Annotated in this window: 22 protein-coding genes; 20 read left to right on the top strand and 2 right to left on the bottom strand. The window is 51.1% G+C overall.

Annotated features, from left to right (window positions below; all coding sequences use genetic code 11):
• The 7 genes from QEN58_RS16405 to cysQ all read left to right on the top strand — a co-directional run bounded on the left by QEN58_RS16405 (position 1) and on the right by cysQ (position 6,161).
• Complete coding sequence (locus QEN58_RS16405; RefSeq protein ID WP_280104666.1) at positions 1-648, top strand: GNAT family N-acetyltransferase; 648 nt, start codon at positions 1-3, stop codon at positions 646-648.
• Positions 649-776: 128 nt separating this feature from the next.
• Positions 777-1,571 carry a cephalosporin hydroxylase family protein gene (locus QEN58_RS16400; RefSeq protein ID WP_280104665.1) on the top strand — a complete coding sequence of 265 codons (795 nt, stop codon included), beginning with the start codon at positions 777-779 and terminating at the stop codon, positions 1,569-1,571.
• A 652-nt stretch (positions 1,572-2,223) separates the two neighbouring features.
• Entirely contained in the window at positions 2,224-2,904 is a 681-nt protein-coding gene (locus QEN58_RS16395) for a cell division protein ZipA C-terminal FtsZ-binding domain-containing protein (RefSeq protein WP_280104664.1), read from the top strand.
• Between the two features lie 164 nt (positions 2,905-3,068).
• Complete coding sequence (locus QEN58_RS16390; RefSeq protein WP_280104663.1) at positions 3,069-3,839, top strand: amino acid ABC transporter substrate-binding protein; 771 nt, start codon at positions 3,069-3,071, stop codon at positions 3,837-3,839.
• A gap of 83 nt (positions 3,840-3,922) precedes the next feature.
• Positions 3,923-4,591: an amino acid ABC transporter permease gene (locus QEN58_RS16385; protein ID WP_280104662.1), complete on the top strand. Its 669-nt coding sequence runs from the start codon at positions 3,923-3,925 to the stop codon at positions 4,589-4,591.
• Positions 4,588-5,343, top strand: coding sequence for an amino acid ABC transporter ATP-binding protein (locus QEN58_RS16380; protein WP_280104661.1), 756 nt, complete (start codon positions 4,588-4,590; stop codon positions 5,341-5,343). Before QEN58_RS16385 ends, QEN58_RS16380 begins: the two co-directional genes overlap by 4 nt.
• A 29-nt stretch (positions 5,344-5,372) precedes the next feature.
• Entirely contained in the window at positions 5,373-6,161 is a 789-nt protein-coding gene (gene cysQ, locus QEN58_RS16375; protein ID WP_280104660.1) for a 3'(2'),5'-bisphosphate nucleotidase CysQ, read from the top strand.
• Here cysQ and QEN58_RS16370 read toward each other — a convergent pair.
• Complete coding sequence (locus QEN58_RS16370; protein WP_280104659.1) at positions 6,148-8,022, bottom strand: sensor domain-containing diguanylate cyclase; 1,875 nt, start codon at positions 8,020-8,022, stop codon at positions 6,148-6,150. The genes cysQ and QEN58_RS16370 overlap by 14 nt on opposite strands.
• A gap of 566 nt (positions 8,023-8,588) precedes the next feature.
• Here QEN58_RS16370 and rpsT point away from each other — a divergent pair.
• From rpsT to QEN58_RS16305, 13 genes are all read left to right on the top strand, one after another.
• Positions 8,589-8,855: a 30S ribosomal protein S20 gene (gene rpsT / locus QEN58_RS16365; protein ID WP_008959243.1), complete on the top strand. Its 267-nt coding sequence runs from the start codon at positions 8,589-8,591 to the stop codon at positions 8,853-8,855.
• Between the two features lie 122 nt (positions 8,856-8,977).
• Complete coding sequence (murJ, locus tag QEN58_RS16360) at positions 8,978-10,561, top strand: murein biosynthesis integral membrane protein MurJ (protein ID WP_280104658.1); 1,584 nt, start codon at positions 8,978-8,980, stop codon at positions 10,559-10,561.
• Between the two features lie 66 nt (positions 10,562-10,627).
• Positions 10,628-11,740 carry a bifunctional riboflavin kinase/FAD synthetase gene (gene ribF, locus QEN58_RS16355; protein ID WP_280104657.1) on the top strand — a complete coding sequence of 371 codons (1,113 nt, stop codon included), beginning with the start codon at positions 10,628-10,630 and terminating at the stop codon, positions 11,738-11,740.
• Positions 11,724-14,594: an isoleucine--tRNA ligase gene (gene ileS / locus QEN58_RS16350; RefSeq protein WP_280104656.1), complete on the top strand. Its 2,871-nt coding sequence runs from the start codon at positions 11,724-11,726 to the stop codon at positions 14,592-14,594. The genes ribF and ileS overlap by 17 nt, the downstream gene beginning before the upstream one ends.
• Positions 14,587-15,129: a signal peptidase II gene (gene lspA, locus QEN58_RS16345; protein WP_280104655.1), complete on the top strand. Its 543-nt coding sequence runs from the start codon at positions 14,587-14,589 to the stop codon at positions 15,127-15,129. Before ileS ends, lspA begins: the two co-directional genes overlap by 8 nt.
• A 19-nt stretch (positions 15,130-15,148) precedes the next feature.
• Positions 15,149-15,595, top strand: a complete 447-nt coding sequence (gene fkpB, locus QEN58_RS16340; RefSeq protein WP_280104654.1) for an FKBP-type peptidyl-prolyl cis-trans isomerase — start codon at positions 15,149-15,151, stop codon at positions 15,593-15,595.
• Positions 15,596-15,633: 38 nt separating this feature from the next.
• Positions 15,634-16,611: a 4-hydroxy-3-methylbut-2-enyl diphosphate reductase gene (gene ispH / locus QEN58_RS16335; protein ID WP_280104653.1), complete on the top strand. Its 978-nt coding sequence runs from the start codon at positions 15,634-15,636 to the stop codon at positions 16,609-16,611.
• Between the two features lie 81 nt (positions 16,612-16,692).
• A complete protein-coding gene (locus QEN58_RS16330) occupies positions 16,693-17,088 on the top strand; it encodes a type IV pilin protein (RefSeq protein ID WP_280104652.1) in 396 nt (131 codons plus the stop codon).
• Positions 17,075-17,590, top strand: a complete 516-nt coding sequence (locus tag QEN58_RS16325) for a GspH/FimT family pseudopilin (protein WP_280104651.1) — start codon at positions 17,075-17,077, stop codon at positions 17,588-17,590. Before QEN58_RS16330 ends, QEN58_RS16325 begins: the two co-directional genes overlap by 14 nt.
• Positions 17,587-18,021, top strand: coding sequence for a type IV pilus modification protein PilV (pilV, locus tag QEN58_RS16320; protein WP_280104650.1), 435 nt, complete (start codon positions 17,587-17,589; stop codon positions 18,019-18,021). Before QEN58_RS16325 ends, pilV begins: the two co-directional genes overlap by 4 nt.
• Entirely contained in the window at positions 18,018-18,503 is a 486-nt protein-coding gene (locus tag QEN58_RS16315) for a PilW family protein (protein WP_280104649.1), read from the top strand. Before pilV ends, QEN58_RS16315 begins: the two co-directional genes overlap by 4 nt.
• A complete protein-coding gene (locus QEN58_RS16310; RefSeq protein WP_280104648.1) occupies positions 18,500-20,113 on the top strand; it encodes a pilus assembly PilX family protein in 1,614 nt (537 codons plus the stop codon). Before QEN58_RS16315 ends, QEN58_RS16310 begins: the two co-directional genes overlap by 4 nt.
• 71 nt (positions 20,114-20,184) lie before the next feature.
• Positions 20,185-21,207: a tryptophan--tRNA ligase gene (locus QEN58_RS16305; protein ID WP_280104647.1), complete on the top strand. Its 1,023-nt coding sequence runs from the start codon at positions 20,185-20,187 to the stop codon at positions 21,205-21,207.
• Between the two features lie 121 nt (positions 21,208-21,328).
• Here the strand turns inward: QEN58_RS16305 and QEN58_RS16300 are convergent, their stop codons facing one another.
• On the bottom strand, positions 21,329-21,847 hold the full coding sequence (locus tag QEN58_RS16300) for an Hcp family type VI secretion system effector (protein WP_040480043.1): 519 nt from the start codon (positions 21,845-21,847) through the stop codon (positions 21,329-21,331).
• Positions 21,848-22,213 lie beyond the last annotated feature (366 nt).

Raw genomic sequence — 22,213 nt, 5'->3', positions numbered from 1 at the left:
ATGGAATATCGAGATATCTTTCAAGCGCTTAAAGGGGTTGGTGATATGAACTTGTCTTCCCTGGCGTTACCTGTAGCTGAAACAGGCTTCGCGTTATATCCCATCAACTGCAATCCTGCTCACGTTGACAAAATTGTCGTTAATATGCTTACGGAGGCTCGAAACAGGAGTCGTGATTCATTTCTTACGTATTTTGAAGCTACTTCTGAACGGACATTTCAGTGGATTACAAGTAATGTTGCCAACGACAGTACAAGAATCTTGTTTGCATTAAGAGAGATTGGAAAAAGAGAGCTTTATGGCTATATGGGACTAGCCTATGGTGATGCTAGCGGAGCCCGTATCGAAGGAGATGCGATTGTTCGTTTTAGCGATACCAATCGACCTGGCTTGATGCGTAAGGCATTTCTTAGTTTGGTTGAATGGGTAATAACCGATATAGGTATCAAGGAGGTATGGGTTAGAGTTAGATCAAGCAATCCGGCGGTTAACTTTTATAATCAGTGTGGGTTTTCAGTAGAGTTTGAAATGCCATTGTATGAAATAAACGGGTCTATGGGTGTACTTGAAGAGCTTAGTGAAGTTCCTCTGAAAGACGATGCCGTTATGTCAGCCGATTCACTTTTTCATATGAAGTATCAGCGTTAATTTTGAGATGGAAATTTTTTGGAGCTAATTTTCTGGAAGATTTATAATTAATTTTACACTGGGCTTTCTTGAATTGCTTTGCCATTAAAGTTTGAGTTAAACTTTTGTTATAATTTATGGAGATGAATATGGAAAATCGTGATGATAACCCATTTGCACAGTTTTTAAGAGAAAGTCATGATTCAGTAAGCAGCTACTCTTCTGAAGCTGAGTGGAATCGCCAATCAAACCAATGGCTAGCGAAGGCTTTTGACAAGCGATACATGTACAACTTTCAATGGATGGGTCGGCCGATTATTCAAACGCCAGTTGACATTGTCGCTATTCAGGAACTGATCTGGCAAATAAAGCCGGATTTGATTATTGAAACAGGCATCGCCCATGGAGGTTCGCTGATGCTAAGTGCATCGCTGCTAGCGATGTTGGATATGAGCGAAGCTATCGAAACAGGTGCAACGATTGATCCCAAGCAGTCTAAACGCAAAGTGCTGGGAATCGATATCGATATTCGCGCGCACAATAGGGAGGCTATTGAAGCCCACCCCATGGCATCACGTATTGAAATGATTCAAGGCTCCAGTATTGCACCTGACGTGGTTGAGAAGGTCCAACAAATAGCCAAAGAATATGAGTGCGTGTTGGTTTGTCTGGACTCTAATCACACTCACGAGCATGTGCTAGCCGAGTTGGAGGCTTATGCACCCCTGACCAGTGTTGGAAGCTACTGTGTAGTATTCGACACTGTCGTAGAAGATATGCCAGCTGATATGTTTCCTGATCGCCCCTGGGGGCCTGGTGACAACCCCAAAACGGCTGTTTGGGAATACGTAAAAAAGCATAGTGAATTTGAAATTGACAAGCATATTCAAGATAAGCTTTTAATAACAGTTGCTCCAGATGGATATCTAAAGAGAAATAGTTAAAGAGTTTTTATTATAAAGCACTTGCTTTTGTTCTGCCCGTTTTATATCACGGCCTATGCTTTCCATAGCGTAGATCCCGTTTTGGGCATTTTTTACCTTTTTTAGCAATAAAAAGGGGCAGCAAAAGCAGTGCCGAGGGAGTGAGTTACAAAGATGAAAGAGATATATGGCAGTTCCTGCTCATAGGTTTTATAGGCTTCTTGCTTAGTCAGTTAATAGCTTAATTGATTTAAGGTATTGACATGTGCGCCTCTTTAATTGAGTCGTGGTGTCTGTGCAAAATAATATATGCTTTTTTATTGATTAGCGGCGAACACAACATGAGCGCTATAAATCAGGAAAGCATCTATAAAGTCAATAGTTGATTAATGTTGCTGTAACGAACTTTTCATCCTGATCTATACAAATCAAGGTCATGTAGAAACATCAACAATCGTTTCGAACCTGCCATTACACCTCGAGCCAGGAGCAAGCGACCTGGGAGTCGCTGTACCACGATTTCTTCATGTCGCTCTCCGTTTGCCTCATTGTAGGCCGGAGAACTCTAATGACGCATACACCGATTTTAGGGGATGTTTACAGTTACGCAGAATACTCATAACCGTCGTGAGTGCTCACTTCGCACGTTCCTCATTGGATAGGAAGCCAATCCATGGATTCGTATAAACTGGCGATAACTTTAGCCATCGCTGCGGGTTGGTTGAGTTTTAACGGCCTTGTCGTTTGCATGTATTTCCTACTAAGCGGCAGAGGCGTGCTGGAAGGGGGGATGTGGCGAGGCGGAGAGTGGCTAAGGATAGGGCAGCAATTAGTGCCAGCCGATGAGAGAGCCGAATTGCCAACTCAGCCTTCTACTATTGTAAAGCAGGTGAGCACCCCCTCTACGTTACCCGAGCAGAACGATAGCGTAGAGGAGGTGGCACCTGCAGCGGCTGAAGAGAGTGCTCATGTACTGTTTGTGATGTTTGAACAGCCCGACACCGCGCTCAATAAGAAGCTTCAAGTGAGTCTACAAAAATGGGATGCCCACTACGATGCTACGCTTCAGGTTTACAGCGTGCCAGGCGTTACTCCTCAAAATCCATTGTGTGTCGCCAATGCCTACCCGCCTGGAGTGATGCCCTCCCCGGATACCTTCCAACAAGCAGAGCATTTGATCGGTGGTGTAAGTATCATTTTCAAAAAGCCTCAGCGCAGGCGAGGGTTTGATAAGGTGCAGTTGGAAAAGCTTGTTACGTTTTCTCAAGAGCTGGCAGCGCTAGGCGGCAGCGTACTAGATGCAAAGCGCCAAATAGCCACCCCCAAAACGTTCCAAACTATCAGACAAATGTAGCCACACAACAGAGCGCAAAATATATTCTTTAATGGAATAAAAAATGTCTTTAATATTCTTTTATATGCTTTTGCCTTGCAGGTAAAATAGCAGCCATCAATGCCACATAAATTTTTTGCGGCTATTCGGATCGTCGGGATATCGACTAACGAGGAAACAGAATTATGCCACTACCACGCAAGCTTAATATCACCCTGGCCGCGCTTTCACTAAGCGTAGCAAGCGGGTTGTTCGCCGCGACCGCCCAAGCCGATACCCTCCGAGTGGGTATGTCCGGTGGTTACTTCCCCTTTACCTTCGTTGAACAGGATGAGCTAAAGGGCTTTGAAGTCGATGTGATGAATGCCGTGGGTGAGATCACCGGTGATGAGATCGAATTCATTACCGCGAGCTTCTCTGGCCTGGCGGGGATGCTGGAGTCTGGGCGTATCGATACCATTGCTAACCAGATTACGATTACCCCTGAGCGCGAAGCCAAGTATGCCTTCACCGAGCCTTACGTGTATGACGGCGCGCAAGTCGTGGTGCGGGCAGGCAATGACACCATTGAAGGCGTTGAAGATTTATCTGGCAAAAGCGTGGCGGTGAACCTGGGCTCCAACTACGAACAGCTGCTGCGTGAACAACCGAACGCCGATGAAATCGATATTCGCACCTATGAATCCAACATTGAGCAGGATGTGGCACTGGGCCGGGTAGAAGCCTTTGTGATGGATCGTGTAAGCGCGACGCAAGTCATTAAAGAGAAAGGCCTGCCGTTAGAGCTAGCCGGTCAGCCGTTCTCTACCATTGAGAACGCGCTACCGTTTCGTGATGACGAGGCGGGTCGTGAGCAGCGTGATCGCGTTGGTGCAGCCCTTGCCGAGCTGCGTGAAAATGGCGATTTACGTGAGATATCGGAAAAGTGGTTCAATACTGATATCACCCAGCCGTAACGTTTAGGCTACCCTGATTTAACGCGGCCGTGGCATTGCCACGGCCGTTTGCTTATAAGCGGTCTAACCTATGTTTAATTATTATGCTTAATCTCGAATATATGTGGGATTTGTTGCCGGTTCTGCTGCGATATCTGCCCCTCACGCTTCAAATGGCGACGATCGCCATGTTCTTTGCGCTGATACTGGCGTGTCTGCTGGCGGTGGTTCGTGTATCAAAAGTGCCGGTATTAAATGGCTTTTCACTACTTTTTATCTCGTTTTTCCGCGGCACGCCGCTGCTGGTTCAGCTGTTTCTTTTTTATTACGGCCTGCCACAGTTAATAAACTCTTTGATCGCTATTACTGGCGTCACTGCCGCAGTGATGGGGCTGACGTTACACTTTTCTGCCTATATGGCCGAGTCCATTCGCGCTGCCATTGTGGGGATTGACCGCAGCCAGAGCGAAGCCGGACTCTCCATTGGTATGACCCAGTCGCAGTTAATGCGACGTATCATATTGCCCCAGGCAACCCGCGTGGCAACGCCTACTCTGATGAATTACTTCATTGATATGATTAAAGCGACCTCGTTGGCCTTTACGCTGGGGGTCACCGAGCTAATGGGGGCCACGCAAAAAGAGGCCGCGGGAAGCTTCCTTTATTTGGAGGCATTCTTGTTGGTAGCGCTTATTTATTGGGCGGTGGTGGAGGTGCTCTCCTGGGGGCAGCGTCGGTTAGAAATTTACCTGAATAAGGCCTACCAACGATGATTTCGCTGCAAGGCATTACCAAGCGTTTTGGAGCCCATACGGTATTTCGAGATATTGATTTGAGTCTTTCTCAAGGCGAGATCATTGTCATCATTGGGCCCTCCGGTACGGGTAAGTCCACGCTGTTGCGCTGTATTAACTTTCTTGAAAAGCCAGATGCCGGGCGCTTACAGGTGGGCGACCTGAGTGTGGATACCCAGCGGGCCAGCCGGGCAGATATTCTGGCGCTGCGTCGGCGTACTGCGTTTGTGTTTCAGAATTACGGCCTGTTCGCCAATAAAACCGCGCTGGAGAATATCAGCGAAGGTATGATCGTGGTGGATAAACTACCGAAAGCTAAGGCCCATGCACGGGCAAGGGAAATACTCGAGCGCATCGGTCTGGCAGATAAAGCGGATGCTTACCCGGCTTCGCTCTCCGGCGGCCAGCAGCAGCGGGTGGGTATTGGCCGCGCGATGGCAGCCAATGCCGATGTAATTCTATTTGATGAGCCCACTTCATCCCTTGACCCACAGTGGGTGGAAGAGGTCTTGAGCCTGATGAAGCAATTGGCGGTAGAGCGCCAGACGATGATCGTCGTCACCCACGAGATGCAGTTCGCCCGGGAAGTCGCGGATCGAGTGGTATTTATGGACGAAGGCGGTATCGTCGAGCAAGCTCCTCCGGAGGAGCTGTTCACCGCGCCCAAAGACGAGCGAACGCGCCACTTCTTGCGCAAAATTCTCGCGCCCACTGGGCAGGCTGTGCCTTAAGGGCTAACGCCTGAATATCTGAGGTTAATATGCCCACCATTACCAAGGCATTACTAAAAAGTGTTGAGCAGTTAGCCTGGGAGGCGGGCGAGGCGATCATGCAGATATATCGTCGAGGCTTCTCCGTTGAATTTAAAGCCGATAAAAGCCCGCTTACTGAGGCCGATAAAGCAGCCCATGAGGTGATTGCCGATGGCTTGCAGATGTTTACCCCTGATGTGCCGATACTCTCCGAAGAGGATACCCAGAGCTTTAAAGGCGCCAATGCGCATGGCTTTTATTGGCTGGTCGACCCGCTGGATGGAACCAAGGAGTTCATCAAGCGTAATGATGAGTTCACCGTCAATATTGCTCTGATTGAAAAGGGCCGGCCGGTGCTCGGTGTGGTGGTGGCGCCTGCCTTGAAGCTTACCTATCTTGCCGCCAAGCGTTTAGGCGCTTTCAAAGTCGATGGTGATGGGCAGTGGCAGCCGATCATGGCGTCATTGCCTCCGGTAGCAGGGCAGCCGTGGCGCGTGCTGGGAAGCCGCTCCCACGCGAATTTGCGTTTGTCGGCATGGCTTGGTGAATTGGGCAAGCATGAGATTCGGCCGATGGGCAGTTCGCTTAAAGCGTGTTTTATCGCAGAAGGGAATGCCGATGTATACCCGCGGTTTGGGCCAACCAGTTTGTGGGACACAGGTGCTGCACAGGTCGTTGTAGAGCAGGCTGGCGGTCGCATCGTGACGTTGGACAATCACCCGCTTAGTTACGCAACCCCCGAGCAAGTACTCAATCCCGATTTTGTGGTGTGGGGCAGGTCGCCTAGCCCGCGTTAACGACTACCTGGTTACGGCCGTTTTCTTTAGCCTGGTATAAGCCTATGTCGGCGCGTTTTAGGGCAGCCTTTAGCGTCTTTTCGTTGCTTAAAATAGCCGTTACTCCGAGTGATGCGGTCAGCCACAGCACTTTTTCTGAGTGGTCTTCTGATACGTTAATAGAAGTAGCCGCCGCCGTGCTCCGTATCCGCTCGGCTACCTGTTCAGCGTGTGAAAGCGAGGTGTTGGGAAGCAAAAGAGCGAACTCTTCTCCACCTACTCTACATAGCAAGTCTTCCTGGCGAAGTAAATCAGCCACTATTTTCGTGAAGCTTGTTAGTACGTCATCACCCACGTCATGGCCATATATATCGTTAATCTGCTTAAAGTGATCAATATCAATGGCGATGAGCGCGATGGGGTGATTCTGCCTGCGCGCCCGTGATATCTCGGCAGTCGCTTGGGTCTGTAAATAACGCCGGTTGAATACCCCGGTTAATGGATCGGTCATTGCTTGGGCGCGCAGCTTCTCTTCAAGCTGTTTGCGCTCGGTAAGATCAAACACGGTAGCTCGCGAATGCACAAATTGGCCATTGCGATAGAAGGCAGATGCCTGAATCATGACATGGCGCTGCTCGCCGTTTCGCGTTAATAGGCTGCACTCTGCGCTACCGGATTGATTGTTTTTCACTTTTTGAAAAGCTTTTTCAAACTGATCGCGCGTTTCTGGCGTGATCAGCTCTCTATAATCAAGTTGTCCGATAATTTCCTGGGCAGAGTAGCCCAGCCAAGCAAGCTCGGTGCGGTTCATTTTGATCACCCGCCCTGTGGTATCCAGAGAGTGGTAGCCGCAAGGGGCGTTTTCGTACAGGTCACTTACTTCATAGGCATGGCGTTGAGCTGCCTTACGTAACTGGCGTTGACGCTGGCTACTGAACGCCCAAAATATGCCAAAGGCGACAGCGACTCCGTAGGTTAATAACAGAAACCAGAGCACGGTCGTCTCTTCTTCAATTAGCGAGCGCCAAGTAGGGAGTGGTAGTGTCACACCCAGTTTCCAGGGATGGTAGCTGTTTTCACTGAAAATACTCCCCGCCAAGCTGCGGTAGCGCTGGGTGCGTATATCTTCAGTTTGAAAACGTAATAGATGGTTATCTACCGTGGTGTGGCCGGCATTGCGCTGCTGCAGAGCTTGCCAATAGAGGGGTGAAAGCGAGCTGAAATCGCTACCAAAGCTTGTCGTATTTAGGGGCGGGATGCCTTCATCTAGCAGCCACCGGCCTTGGGCGTCGATTAAAAGCGTATTGGCACTTTGGTCAAGCAGCATCGCTTGGCGTAGAGCGATTATGAGGTAGTCCCAATTAAGGCTTAAAAGTACGACGCCACGGCGTTCGCCCGCCGCATCAAAAACGGGTGTGGAAACATTGACCACCGGGATAATGTCTTTACCCAATAGCTCGAACTGTAAGTTACGACCCGGTGGCGAGATATACAGGTCACGCGGTAGCAGTGAGGATGCTTCTTCGAAATAGTCGGTAAAGGCATGATGATTGCCCCCCACGCGAGGCCCTGTTTCACTACTTTTGGGTGCGCGTAGTACTTCTCTTCCTTGGTTATCAATCAGGACTAACTTGGTGTAGCGCGGGTTGTGGCTGATCAGCGTGTTTAAAAAATTTGAAAGTTGCGATAGGTCGCTCAGTGAATAGGCCTGATCCGCTCGTGGTGGCCTGTCTTGCGCTGCCAGGTACCACCGTAATGCGGGCATCTCAGCAATCGCTAGCGCGTAGTTTAGGCTCTCATTAATATCGCGGGTTAGCGTCTCTTGACCGGCTTTTAACAAAGCGTCGGCTTCGTCCCGCAGGCTGTCTAGCCTCGATTCCATATGTACATGAAGCACAGGCAACAGCGTTGTCGATACTAAGATTAATGGTATGCAAACGGCTAATAGTAGGCGAGTGTGTAAACGTCGCAGTGACACTGAAATGTTTCCTCTCCAGAGGTTGGCTGCTTCGCAAAGATAGCCTGTTATTGTTTTATGGAAATAAGGCAAATCACAGTGGCCATACTGGGTGTTATGCCCATTTTTGATGGATGGTGTGAGATTTTGTGGTAAGTGCTTCAATACTGCAAATGGCACCGGCTTCGAGAGCAAGAAACCTTGCCACAGATCTCATTAACAGACTGTCCACAACTGCTAGCAAGCACGCCTAGCGCGTGATAGACTACGCCATCCTCTCAGACAAGACCCGTGGGCGGGCAGCTTAATTCAACTGTCCGTTACATGTTTTGGTAGGGGAATTACCTGCCAAATCAACTGGTTGTTATAGGCCAGTGGTTATAGAAGTGTCATGTTGCGGAAGCGTCGCGCTGTGACAGCGCAGCCGACGAACACATATTTAATTTCGTTGCCGTTTTATCGGCAACCTTTATTCTCCAAGGAGATACCCTGTGGCGAACAGCAAGCAAGCTCGCAAGCGCGCCCGCCAGGCCGAGAACCGTCGCGTCCTGAAATCCAGCCAGCGTAGCATGGTCCGCACCTACATCAAGCGTGTAGTGAAAGCGATCAGCACCGGCGACCACGCCAAGGCAATGGAAGAGTTCAAGGCAATGCAGCCGGTCGTTGACCGTATTGCAGACAAAGACGTGCTGTCTAAGAAGAAAGCAGCTCGCCTGAAGAGCCGTTTGAACAAGCGTATTAAAGCACTGGCGGCGTAAGCCGGCAGGCGCCATAAAAAACCGGCTGCGGCCGGTTTTTTTGTGTCTGGATGATTTTTCTAGATGCTTTTTTCTGGATAGTTTTTCTGGATAGTTTTTCTAGACGGTTTTCTGGATAACTTATGACGGCGAAGAAAGCACCCAACACTTCTCTAAACACCGCATTCGTCCGCCGCGGGCTAATGCGCTCGGGTCTTGTGGTCAGTGCCATGACGATGCTGTCGAGGGTAATGGGGCTGGCGCGCGATGTGGTTATCGCTACCTTGTTGGGGGCAGGGGATGGCGCCGATGCGTTTTTCGTGGCCTTTAAGATCCCTAATTTTCTGCGCCGTCTGTTTGCTGAAGGGGCTTTCAATCAAGCCTTTGTGCCGGTGCTTTCAGAGTACTCTACCCAGCGTAGCCGGGAGGAGATACGCGCGCTGCTGAATGCCACTGCCGGTAGCTTAACGGCGGTGTTGGCGCTGATTACCGCCGTGGCCATGCTCTGCGCGCCGTGGTTGATTTGGGTGTTTGCCCCCGGTTTTGGCAGTGATCCGGAAAAGCTCTCGCTGACCGCGGATATGCTGCGCTTAACGTTCCCCTATTTATTGCTGATCTCGCTCACCGCGTTTTCCGGTAGCGTACTGAATACCTGGGACCGCTTTGCGGTACCTGCATTTACCCCGGTGCTCCTTAACCTTTCGCTGATCGGGGCGGCGCTATTTTTAATGCCGCTTATGGAAGAGCCCGCCATGGCGCTGGCCTGGGGAGTGCTAATCGCCGGGGCGGCACAGTTGGTTTTTCAGGTGCCGTTCTTGCTGCGGTTGGGGCTGATGCCTACCCCCTGGCCTAATTTTGCCCACGAGGGCGTTCGACGCATACTGAAACTCATGGGGCCTGCGCTGTTTGGGGTGTCGGTATCGCAAATTAACCTGCTGTTGGATACCGTTTTGGCGTCATTGCTGGCGGCGGGGAGCGTGTCGTGGCTCTATTACTCGGACCGTTTGGTGGAACTGCCGCTGGGTGTGTTTGGGGTGGCCATTGGGACGGTGATTTTACCGGCGCTGTCTAAACGCCATGCTGATCAGTCCAAGGAGCACTTTGCGGCGATGCTTGATTGGGCTATCCGCATTGTATTGCTGTTAGGCTTACCTGCGGCGTTGGCGCTGGCAGTGCTGGCCGAGCCGCTGTTGATCACGCTGTTCCATTACGGTGCGATGACTGACAACGATATTCAGATGGCGGCGATGAGCCTACGTGCTTACGCCTTTGGCTTGGTGGCCTTTATGCTGATCAAGGTATTAGCACCGGGCTTTTTTGCCCGTCAGGACACCAAAACACCGGTGAAGGTAGGCATTATCGCCATGGTCGCTAATATGGTGTTTAACTTACTGCTGATTTGGCCGCTGGCTCATGCCGGATTGGCATTAGCCACAGCGCTTTCTGCTTTCTTAAACGCGGGCCTGCTGGGCTACTTACTGCATAAGCAGGGCGTGCTGGTCTTTCAGCCGGGTTGGAAGCGCTATTCGGTGCAGCTACTCGGTGGCAGCGGACTAATGTGCGCGGCCCTCTATTTTATGGCCCCCGACTGGCAGGCTTGGCTCACGTTTGGCCTTTGGCAACGGATAAGCTGGGTCACTGGCTTAGTGGTACTGGGCGGCTCGCTGTACTTCGCGTGGCTGGCTGCACTGGGTTTGCGCGTTCGCCATTTTAAAATGCACTCATAACACTGCATCCTAGGGTGTGGGTTCGTTATAATCATAGGCTTTATATCCTCCAACGGCTGAGGTGCCATGCGCGTCATTCGAGGTCTGCACAACTTGAGAGCGGCTCATCGTGGCTGCGTTGCCACCATCGGTAATTTCGATGGGGTGCATCGTGGCCATCAAGCCATTCTGCAGCAATGCCGCGAGCATGCGGCGCGCTGGAATGTGCCGCTAACAGTGGTGGTGTTCGAACCCCAGCCGCGTGAATTTTTTGCCGGTGATCAAGCGCCGCCACGGTTAACGCGCCTGCGTGAGAAAGTGCGGTTGCTGCGTGATTTTGGAGCGGAACAAGTGCTGGTGCTGCCGTTTAACGATACGCTGCGCAGTCTTACCGGGCGTGAGTTTATTGATCAGGTGCTGATTGATGGGCTGGGCGTTAAGCACCTTGTCGTGGGCGATGACTTCCGCTTCGGCTGCGACCGCCGCGGCGATTTCGCGCTGCTGGCGGAAGTCGGGCGTGAACAGGGGTTTGGCGTCGAGCACACTCGCACCTTTACCGTGGATGACGAGCGGGTTTCCAGTTCGCGGGTGCGCACGCTGCTGGCTAGCGGTAATTTCTCCGCCGCCGCGAGTTTGCTGGGCCGAGCCTATTCGTTACATGGCCGCGTGGTACGCGACCAGCAGTTAGGGCGCACCATTGGTGTACCGACTGCCAACTTGCCGCTGATGCCCCAGCCATTAACGCTGCGCGGAGTTTATGCGGTGGTGGCTGAACTGGAAAATGGCAAGCGCTATCCAGCCGTGGCGAATGTGGGCTTCCGCCCTACGGTAGGTTCGAAACGGCCAACGCTTGAGGTGCACCTGCTGGATTTTAAAGGTGATCTCTATGGCCAACGTATGACGGTGTTTCCCTGTGCCCGTCTGCGGGGCGAGGTGAAGTTTGACGACCTTGAGGCACTTAAAGCGCAAATTGAACGTGACCAGGCCCGCGCTCGCCACTATTTAACGGAGGCTGTTGGTGGGCAAAGCAGCGCTGACCAGGAGCACTCGGAACAGGACTATTCTCTTCCGCTGGCCTCGGCCCCGCTTGGGCGGGAGGCCGTGTCTTCAAGTGCCATGTCTTCAAGTGCGGTGTCTTCAAATACGATTTCTTCTGATTCATATTCGGCGGATGATGCCGCCGATGCTAACAACGGCTGACCAGACCATGGATTATAAGCACACGCTGAATTTGCCTGAAACTGATTTCCCCATGCGCGGCATGCTGCCTAAGCAGGAGCCAGGGCGAGTTTCTCAGTGGCAGGATATGAATATTTACCAGCGCCTGCGGGAAGCGCGTGCGGGCGCGCCGCTGTTTGTGCTGCACGATGGCCCTCCCTACGCTAACGGCAGTATTCATATTGGTCACGCCGTTAATAAAATCCTGAAAGATATTATCGTTAAATCGAAGAATTTAGCCGGTTTTGATGCGCCTTATGTGCCCGGCTGGGACTGCCACGGCTTGCCCATTGAGCACAAAGTAGAAACCACTCACGGTAAGCACCTGGCGCCGGAACACGCCCGTGAGCTTTGCCGTGAATACGCGGGTGCCCAGGTTGAAACACAGCTGGCCGACTTTGTGCGCTTGGGTATTATCGGTGATTGGGATCACCCGTACCGCACTATGGATTTCGCCAATGAAGCGGGCGAAATCCGCGCTTTGGCCGAGATGGTCGATGCGGGTTACGTGTTTAAAGGTTTGAAACCGGTCAACTGGTGCTTTGACTGTGGTTCAGCCCTGGCGGAAGCCGAAGTCGAGTACGCAGATAAAAAGTCTGACGCTATCGATGTCGCCTTCCCGGTAGAAGATGCCGACAAGCTCGCCGCCGCCTTTGGCTTACCCGAGCTGGCCAAGCCAGCGGCAGTGGTTATCTGGACGACCACGCCGTGGACCATTCCGGCTAACCAAGCGCTTAACGTTCACCCAGAGTTCACCTATGCACTGGTCGATACTGGCGAGCGTTTGCTGCTGCTGGCGGAAGAGTTGGTGGAGAGCTGCCTAGAGCGCTTTGGCCTGCAAGGTAAAGTGATTGCTACCACTCAAGGCAAGAATCTTGATCTGATCAATTTCCGTCACCCGTTCTATGATCGTCTCTCTCCTGTCTATCTGGCAGAGTACGTCGAGTCTGAAGTGGGCAGCACCGGTATCGTTCACTCCGCACCCTCTTACGGCATGGATGACTTTATCACCTGCCGCGAGCATGGCATGGAGTTTGACGACATGCTCAACCCGGTGCAGGGCAACGGCGTTTACGTTGACGACCTGCCGTTCTTCGGCGGCCAGATGATTTGGAAGGCTAACCCCCAGATCGTCGAAAAGCTGCGCGAAGTGGGTGCGCTGATGGCGCATATTCCGATCAAACATAGCTACATGCACTGCTGGCGCCATAAAACGCCGGTGATCTACCGTGCCACGGCGCAGTGGTTTGTGGGCATGGATATTCAAGGCAAAGACGGCAAAACGCTGCGTGAACGTGCCCTTGAAGGTATCGAAGCCACGGCGTTTACGCCTGCCTGGGGGCAGGCGCGTCTGCACAGCATGATCGCCAACCGCCCGGATTGGTGTATCTCCCGCCAGCGTAACTGGGGCGTACCGATCCCGTTTTTCTTACACAAGCAAACCGGCGACCTGCACCCGCGTACCGTTGAACTGATGGAAGAGGCTGCCAAGCGCGTTGAGCAGGAAGGCATCGACGCCTGGTTCAAACTCGACCCCGCGGAACTATTGGGTGCTGAAGCGGCGGATTATGACAAGGTCACCGATACACTCGATGTTTGGTTCGATTCCGGCACCACACATCGCCATGTACTGCGCGGCTCCCATCCGCACGGCCATGAAAGCGGCCCGCGGGCTGACTTGTACTTGGAAGGCTCTGACCAGCACCGTGGCTGGTTCCACTCGTCGCTGCTCACCGGTTCTGCCATTGATGGCCATCCGCCGTATCGTCAGTTGTTGACCCACGGTTTTACCGTCGACTCCCAGGGCCGCAAGCAGTCCAAGTCGCTAGGCAATGTGGTCGCGCCCCAGGAAGTGATGGACAAGCTGGGCGGCGATATCCTGCGCCTATGGGTCGCTTCCACCGACTACTCCGGTGAAATGGCGGTGTCAGACGAGATTTTGAAGCGCACTTCCGATGTGTATCGTCGGATCCGGAATACGGCTCGCTTCCTGCTTTCGAACCTTAACGGCTTCGATCCAGAGAAAAACCAAGTAGCGTTTGGCGATATGCTGGCACTGGATCAGTGGGTGGTGGATCGTGCTCACCAATTGCAGGCGCGGATCGAAAAAGCCTACGAAGAGTACCGTTTCCTGGATGTTTACCAACAGGTACATGGTTTCTGCGCCCGTGAGCTTGGCGGCTTCTATCTGGATGTGATTAAAGACCGCCAGTACACCACGCAAACCGACTCGCTGGCACGCCGCAGTGCACAAACCGCGCTGTATCACGTGGTGGAAGCCTTGAGCCGCTGGGTCGCGCCGATTCTCTCCTTCACTGCCGAAGAAATTCACGAGAACATCCCCGGCAAGCGCGGCGACAGTGTGCTGCTGGAGACTTACTACTCTGAACTTGGCAGCCTGGAAGAGAGCGCTGAGCTGGGTCGTGCTTTCTGGGAGCAAGTGCTGGAGGTTAAGCACTCAGTCAACAAGTGTCTGGAAGATGCCCGCAATGCCAAAGTCATTAAAGGCAGCCTGGCAGCTGAAGTCACGCTGTATGTCAGCGATGACCTGCAGACGACGCTGGCTAAACTGGGTGATGAACTGCGCTTTGTGATGCTGACAAGCGAAGTCACGCTGAAACCCCTGGCTGATGTGAGTGAGACTGATGCAAGCGATGTAGAAGCCACAGAGCTTGAGGGTCTTAAAGTCGCCGTCAAAGCCAGCGACAACACCAAGTGCGAGCGCTGCTGGCATCATCGCCCGGATGTGGGTACTCATGCTGATCATCCGGATCTATGTGGTCGCTGTATCAGTAACCTCCCCGAAGGCAGCGGTGAGATTCGTTACTATGCCTAGTCAAACTGATACGCCTGATACAAACGCGCGGCCAACGATGCACCGGCCGCTGCGCTGGCTATGGCTGGCAGCGGCGGTGATCGTGCTTGATTTGGCCACCAAATACGTGGCCAGCAGTCAGTTGGGCTATGCCCAGCCGGTAGAAGTGCTGCCTTTCTTTAATCTGACGCTGCTACACAATACTGGCGCGGCGTTCAGCTTTTTAGCCACGCATCCTGGCTGGCAGCGCTGGTTGTTCGCGTTGATTGCGATTGGCGCTAGCGTGGGCTTAACGATCTGGCTTACACGCATCAAACATGATGAAAAACTATTGGCGATAGCGCTGCCGCTGATTATTGGTGGGGCGCTAGGCAATCTTTATGACCGCCTGGTGCATGGCTATGTGGTCGACTTTTTATCGTTTCACGTCGCCGGGTGGTACTACCCGGCGTTTAATGTGGCGGATATAGCGATTACCCTGGGGGCGGTCGTTTTAATCTGGGAATCCATTATGGGCGAGCGTAGGCGCAAAAAAGCGGCCAACGCTTCCCATTAATCGAACGTTGAGAACTGCGATGAGCGACTACCTGATCGATGAAGGCATGGAAGTGACGCTACACTTCACCTTAAAGCTGGAGGATGGCACGTTGGTGGATTCCACCAAAGACAAAGCTCCCGCCACGTTTGAGTTTGGTGACGGCAATTTGCCACCGGGTTTTGAACACCCTATTAAAGGGTTGGCCGCGGGGCAGGAAGGCACCTTTCAGATAACCCCCGAGCATGCTTTCGGTCAGCACAACCCGCAAAATATTCAGACCCTCAAACGGGTAGATTTTGGCGATGAAGCCCCGGAAATTGGTATGGTGATGTCGTTTGCCGATAAAGCGGGAACGGAATTGCCAGGTGTGGTCAAAACCATTGACGGTGATCGTATCGAGGTCGACTTCAATCACCCGTTAGCAGGCCGCACGCTCACCTTTGAGGTCGAAGTGCTCGACGTCAAGCCGGTGACAACGCATTAATTCACTAAGCGATGCCGCTTACGCATCAAGGCGCTATTATGCAATCGACGCAAGCACAGCCCATTCAGATTAAATTGGCCAATCCGCGTGGTTTTTGCGCTGGTGTGGATCGCGCCATCGATATCGTCAACCGCGCACTGGATGTGTTTGGGCCGCCCATTTATGTGCGCCACGAGGTCGTCCATAACCGTTTTGTGGTCGAAACGCTGCGCGCCCGCGGGGCCGTGTTTGTTGAAGAACTGGATGAAGTGCCGGACGACGTTATTGTTATTTTCTCCGCCCACGGTGTTTCCCGTGCAGTGCAGGCCGATGCCGAACGGCGGGGTTTGAAGGTGTTCGATGCCACCTGTCCGCTGGTCACTAAAGTGCACCTGGAAGTTTTGCGCTATGCCAAGCGTGGCCAGGAGTGCATTCTCATCGGCCATGAAGGCCACCCGGAAGTCGAAGGCACCATGGGGCGTTATGACACCTCCCACGGTGGGCGTATCTATTTGGTAGAGGATGAAAAAGACGTTGCTAAGCTGGAGGTGAATGATCCCTCAAAGCTGGCCTTCGTGACCCAAACGACGCTGTCGATGGATGATACCGCCAAGGTGATCGACGCGCTGCGCGAGAAGTTTGCCGAAATTCAGGGGCCGCGCAATGACGATATCTGCTATGCCACGCAGAACCGTCAAGACGCGGTGCGTGAACTAGCGAGCCAGAGCGATCTATTGTTGGTAGTGGGCAGCCCGAATAGCTCAAACTCTAACCGTTTGCGCGAGCTTTCAGAGCGCATGGGCACACCCGCCTACTTGATCGATAACGCTGATCAAATCGACCCCAATTGGCTTGAGAATGTAGCGCGTGTCGGGGTAACTGCTGGTGCCAGTGCCCCTGAAGTATTGGTGAAAGGTGTGATCGCCAAGCTGCAAACCATGGGTGCTGCATTACCTGAAGAGCTACAGGGCCGCGAAGAGACCATTACCTTCTCTATGCCGAAAGAGTTGCGTGAAAAGGTGATCGCCAGCAGCTGATCACACGCTTGGTAATGCAATGCGTATTGGTTTGCGACATACTGAAACAGTTTGAGCCAACTAATACGGGAGCGAAGCCGCGTGTCTTATGTCTCTAATCTTTCTAATGGCCGTTCTTTACTGAATGGCCAGCGCGGCTTCACCCTCATTGAATTAATGATTGTGCTGGTGATTATCGGCATCGTCGCCTCCATTGCCTACCCCAGCTATACCCGCTACGTGCAAAAATCAGTGCGAACCGACGCTCATGCGGGCCTTATGCAAGCCGCTTCGGAGCTAGAGCGCTGTTATACGCGCTCTTATACTTATAGCAATTGCACCATTAGTGAGTCTTCCCCCGAAAACAACTATGAGATTAAGGAGAGTATTACCGGTAGCGGTTATCTACTGACAGCAAGTACCACTCAGAATGATGGTTGCGAAGAAGATATAACTTTAAGTTCGAGCGGCGAAAGGTTACCCAATGCCTGCTGGTGAATTGAATAAACAGCGCGGCTTTACTCTGATTGAGCTGTTGGTAACGCTGATGATCGCAGCGATTATCGCTGTTATGGCGGTTCCCGCGTTTGCTGGTTTCCTTGCCCGCCAGCGACTGGCGAGCGATGTAAACGAACTGATCTCTGTGCTGAGCTTTGCCCGTAGCGAAGCGATAAAGCAGCGCCAACCGGTCTTAGTAGCGTTTTTACCCCCTGATGATTGTGACGATGTTGAAGGAGTAGACGAGGGTAACGATCGTCAACAGTGGTGTTACCGCGTACAACGTGAAGATGATGATGAGATCATGCGAGTAGGGCAGTCAGCCAATATCACTACGCCGGACCAAGCTTTCTCACTCATCTTTCAAAGTTTAGGCGATGCCGATATTGATGGCTGTGGCGCTTCTACTTGTAACGTCACGCTCACTCCACAGCGTGACAATATTGATCCTGTGACGCTTGTTATTAATACGACTGGCAGTATTCGACGGGGGGAACCATGAAGCAACAGCGTGGTTTTAGCCTGATAGAGGCTTTAATTGCTTTAGTGGTTCTTTCTATTGGCCTAATCGGCGTAGCAGCCATGCAGCTTAAAGCGCTGCAGAGTGCGAATGCGGGTTATCAGCGTTCGGTAGCCAGCGTCGCTGCAGTAGATGCCCAGGAGCGGCTCTGGGCACACTTGGCAACCCTGGATGCTGGCCAAACCTGTGAAGATATCGTGGCTGCCGCTGTTCAAACTGCATGGAAGGAGCATTGGTTTAATAACAGCGGTGAAGGGACCCCGCTGCGTGGCGCTTCCCCAGGCAACAGTGCTATTGAGAGTAGCAATAGTAATGCTAGCTGCCGGTTCCGTGTCATCGTGGCTTTAAGTGATGATGTGAATGACCAGTTTGATTATACCTTTAGCCTCCCACGTATTGAGAGTTCGCCATGAGTCAACGCCAACATGGCTTTACGTTGGTTGAGTTGATGGTGGCAATGGCTATTGGCACGGTCATCATTTTAGGTGCTGGTCAGCTGTTTTTAACGACCTTTAAAACATTTAAAACCGTCGACCAGGTAAGCCGTAAGCAAGAGGCATTAATCTTCGCGGTCAGTACTCTGACTGAAGCCGGTCGTAAAGGAAATATTGGTAACTACGCTATCGTTCCAGATGAGAGAAACTCTGAAGGTATTGCTCGCCATTATTGTGTTCTGCAAGACCTCTCACAAGGTCAGCCTATAGTAGATCTTGCCCAGGTTGATCAAGCAACAGATTGTCCAATGCTATCTGAATTTAATGAAGATGACACATCTCACTTAGTAACGTTGGCAGTTGGTGATTGCCGAGAAGAAAAGAGGGCGATGTGTGACGTGATCACAATTTTCGTCACAGAGCGAAATAAAGTAATCGCATCACAAGAGACAACACTATGAAACAGCAGCAAGGTGCAGCTTTAGTGATTGTGATGGCATTACTATCAGGCGCCCTGATGTTAGGCATGTCAGGGATGCAGAGCGCGTTGATTGATGAGCGCTTGGCAGGCAACTATCGTGCGTCCGTTCAATCACAAATGAGTGGTGAGGGTTTTGTAGCTGGTGCTGTCAGTGATGAAAACAATGACAACTTAACCGAGTTTTTAAAAAATAGCTTGGCTGATCTAGATGATGGAGAGAGCAAAACACTTAGCGAAGATGAATTAATAGCTCTTTCAGGCAATCATCTGAGTGAAGCTGATAGCAACCTGATAGTGAATGTGTCTCGCAGCGGCGACCAAGTGACGTTAGAAGCATGGGGAGCGCAGGCTGGCGCTAAAGCACCTACAGTGATTACTTTCAATGCATCAGGAACTGCGCAGAATTTTCGTTCGCCCTTCTTGGCATGTCGGCAAATACTGCTCAATGGAAGCTCGTTGGCTGCAAGCTATCGCTCTAATGAAGATCCAGCAGAATTTATTTCGGCTGATTCACAAACCTACAATCTTCTTTATAATTTAGGCAGTGAGCAAGGTGATAACATTACGTTAGACGTAGATGCTGACGTATACGGTAATGTGCGATCTCAACGGGATATTTTATTGACTGGCTCTTCAAGCATTAGAGGTGATGCATATGCTCAAGGCGCTATTATCCATGGGGGAGAGACCCGAGTTTGGGGAGAAGAATTGATAACAGAAAGCTCGCCCCAACGTTGCGATCTTTATCTAGATTCTCAAGGCTTGAGTGTTGAAGTTGAAAATCTTAAACAGCGATATGGTGATAGCGTTGGCAATATAAAAATGGGTACTGATAAAAGAAGGCAATGGGCATTAACGCCTGAAGGACTATTTTTTTATGATGAAGAGACTCGGTCGTCCGGGCCGCCGGTATTTAGCCAATGTGGTTTTTTAGATTTTCGGTGCATTGTGAATTTTTTCGTAAACTTTTTCCGGAATTTGTTGGGTTTTAATATTTGCAATAATAACTATGTTTCATGTGACAGCAGTCAGGCTGGCTGGACTAAGCACTCTCAAATTATTGACAACACTATTGTTGTCAATAATTTAATGTTAACGGGTAACCCTACCTTCATTATCTCGGGACTTGAAAGCGATACCCAAGTAAATCCTGCTCAGCTTCGAATGGTGGTAGAAGGTGAGTTTAGTGTTAGCGGTGATGGAAGAAATGGCTTAGTGGTCGAAGACAATGCTCAGCTTGAGCTTTTTGTGAAAGGGAAAACGGAGCTAGGGTCTAATTGCCAATTAGGTGATACAAAACCAACGCGAGCTGGCACGCCGCCGCTAACGATCAACTCTAGTTACTCAGGGGCGGGCGATGCAGTCGCCGTCAACAGCGGCAGTCACTTGGTAGGTAATATCTATGCACCGGCCGGGAAGGTGTCAGTCAATTCAAGTCGTGTAACAGGTAGTATTTGGGCGCAGGAAATCAATGTCCTTAATAACAGCTACATCATTTATAACGAAGTAAATGTGGTCGCAGATAGCCAAGCCATTGAAACAGAGACGGCCGGTGAGAGCGGCAATGGTTTTAATTGGCAATGGAGGTGATCGAGAATATATGTCGATTAGCACCTATGGTATGTTAGGTCTTTTTACACCCTGAAGGATCTGCATATCATATGCAAGCGTCTAACAAAACCCGCGTTCTTACCGGTATTACTACCACCGGCACACCTCACCTAGGTAACTATGTAGGGGCGATCAAGCCTGCTATTGAGGCCAGTCAAGACCCTAATGTTCAGTCGTTCTACTTTTTGGCCGATTACCACGCGCTGATCAAATGCCCAGACCCAAAGCGTGTTCAGGAGTCGCGACTTGAAATTGCTGCTACTTGGCTGGCGCTGGGGCTGGATACCGACAACGCGATTTTCTATCGCCAGTCTGATATTCCAGAAATCCCAGAGCTCACTTGGATGCTCTCCTGTGTATGTGCCAAAGGCCTTATGAACCGCGCCCATGCCTACAAGGCGGCGGTTGCTGAGAATGAAGAGGCGGAAAACCAAGATCCGGATAAAGGCATTACCATGGGGCTTTTCGGTTACCCCGTGCTGATGGCAGCGGATATTTTAATGTTCAACGCCAATAAAGTACCGGTAGGGCGTGATCAGATTCAGCATATCGAAATGGCCCGTGATATCGCCGGGCGTTTCAACCATCTCTATAAAGGTCAGCACTTTGTCCTCCCGGAAGCCGTCGTTGACGATAAGGTACAGCTGTTGAATGGCTTGGATGGGCGCAAAATGTCCAAAAGCTACAACAATACCATTCCGCTTTTTGTTGCTGAGAAGAAGCTCCAAAAGCTGGTGCGCAAGATTAAAACCAACTCGTTGGAGCCCGGTGAGCCGAAAGATCCGGATAGCTGCACGCTGTTCCAGATTTACTCAGCCTTTGCCACAGCGGAAGAGACTGCAAGCCTGCGTGAGCAGTATATGAACGGTATTGGCTGGGGCGAGGCTAAGGATCAAGTGTTTGAATACTTGAATGCCCACTTAAGCGCCCCGCGTGAGCGCTATAACGCCCTGATGGAAGACCCCGCCCACATTGAAGCGGTTTTGCAGAAAGGTGCGGAACGAGCGCGGGAAGAAGCCGCAGTCACGATGGATCGTTTACGAGCTGCTGTAGGCCTGGGTCGGTTTGTGTAATCCCCGAGCCTTGCCGCAGCACCAGTAGCGATACGTCAATAACGCCGAAGCCCCTTCCAACTGGAAGGGGCTTCGCTTTTTTAAGGCCTAGTGTCTAGGTCTCGTTTAGGCTTTTCACAGCTTAGCCTTCAATCGGTGCGCGCCAGTCGTCGGAGCCAGAAGTGCCGGCAACAGTGTGCTCCCAATCAATCTTGCGGTAAGCCAATGATACGTCCATCAACTGAGTGAATTCAGACTTGTTGATGTCTTGGGCATGCGGCATGCGCAGATTGATGTCTACGATAGTGGCGTCGGTCAATGTGGTGGTGAAGAAGTGTTCCTGTTTACCTTCAACAGAAGTGCGGTACCACTTAAGTGCTACGTTAGGCAGCATTTCACCAGAAGCCAGTGCGTTATACATCAGCGGCACTGATTTGTTGAGTGCAACAGTAAAGATAAAGGGTTTATGTGCGCGCTGGCCAGAAGGCTGACCAGACTGTGGATCCGTCGGTACAGTAACGACATGCTTGAACTCTTGAACCAGCATCTCATCTTCGTGGCCTTCAACATAAATGTTGCCGACAGAATCAGGAGTAAAGGCTCCTGCAGTGATATTGCCCTGAGTTTGGCCTTCAATGCTGATATAGCATGGTGTTGGCATGGTCATCTCCTTGAGTGAAATAGTAAAAGAATATCGCGTGTACTATGTGGTTAGAGCAAACAGCATGCCACTATTATTTTTCACTTATTTTTCAATAATTTATATATTTTTTATTATTTTATTATTTATAATTAGGCAATTTATTGCCTGATATAAGCAACTCATTGCCTAACAAGCCATGAGTTGCTTGCTCTCATCGTATTGATAATTTAAAAAGCCTTGAGCAGTAATTTTGCATATGTTTTAAGTTTTATTTGGTAACCAATATCTGCTAAATGTTATTTTTTAAATCGCCCATTCACCTATAAATGCCTTTTCTTTTTGATATCGACTCGTTTTAACAACGACCTTTGTGCGTTATCTCTG

Source organism: Halomonas alkaliantarctica (assembly GCF_029854215.1).
GTDB lineage: Bacteria > Pseudomonadota > Gammaproteobacteria > Pseudomonadales > Halomonadaceae > Vreelandella > Vreelandella alkaliantarctica_A.
This window is presented reverse-complemented; position numbering and strand designations above follow the sequence as displayed.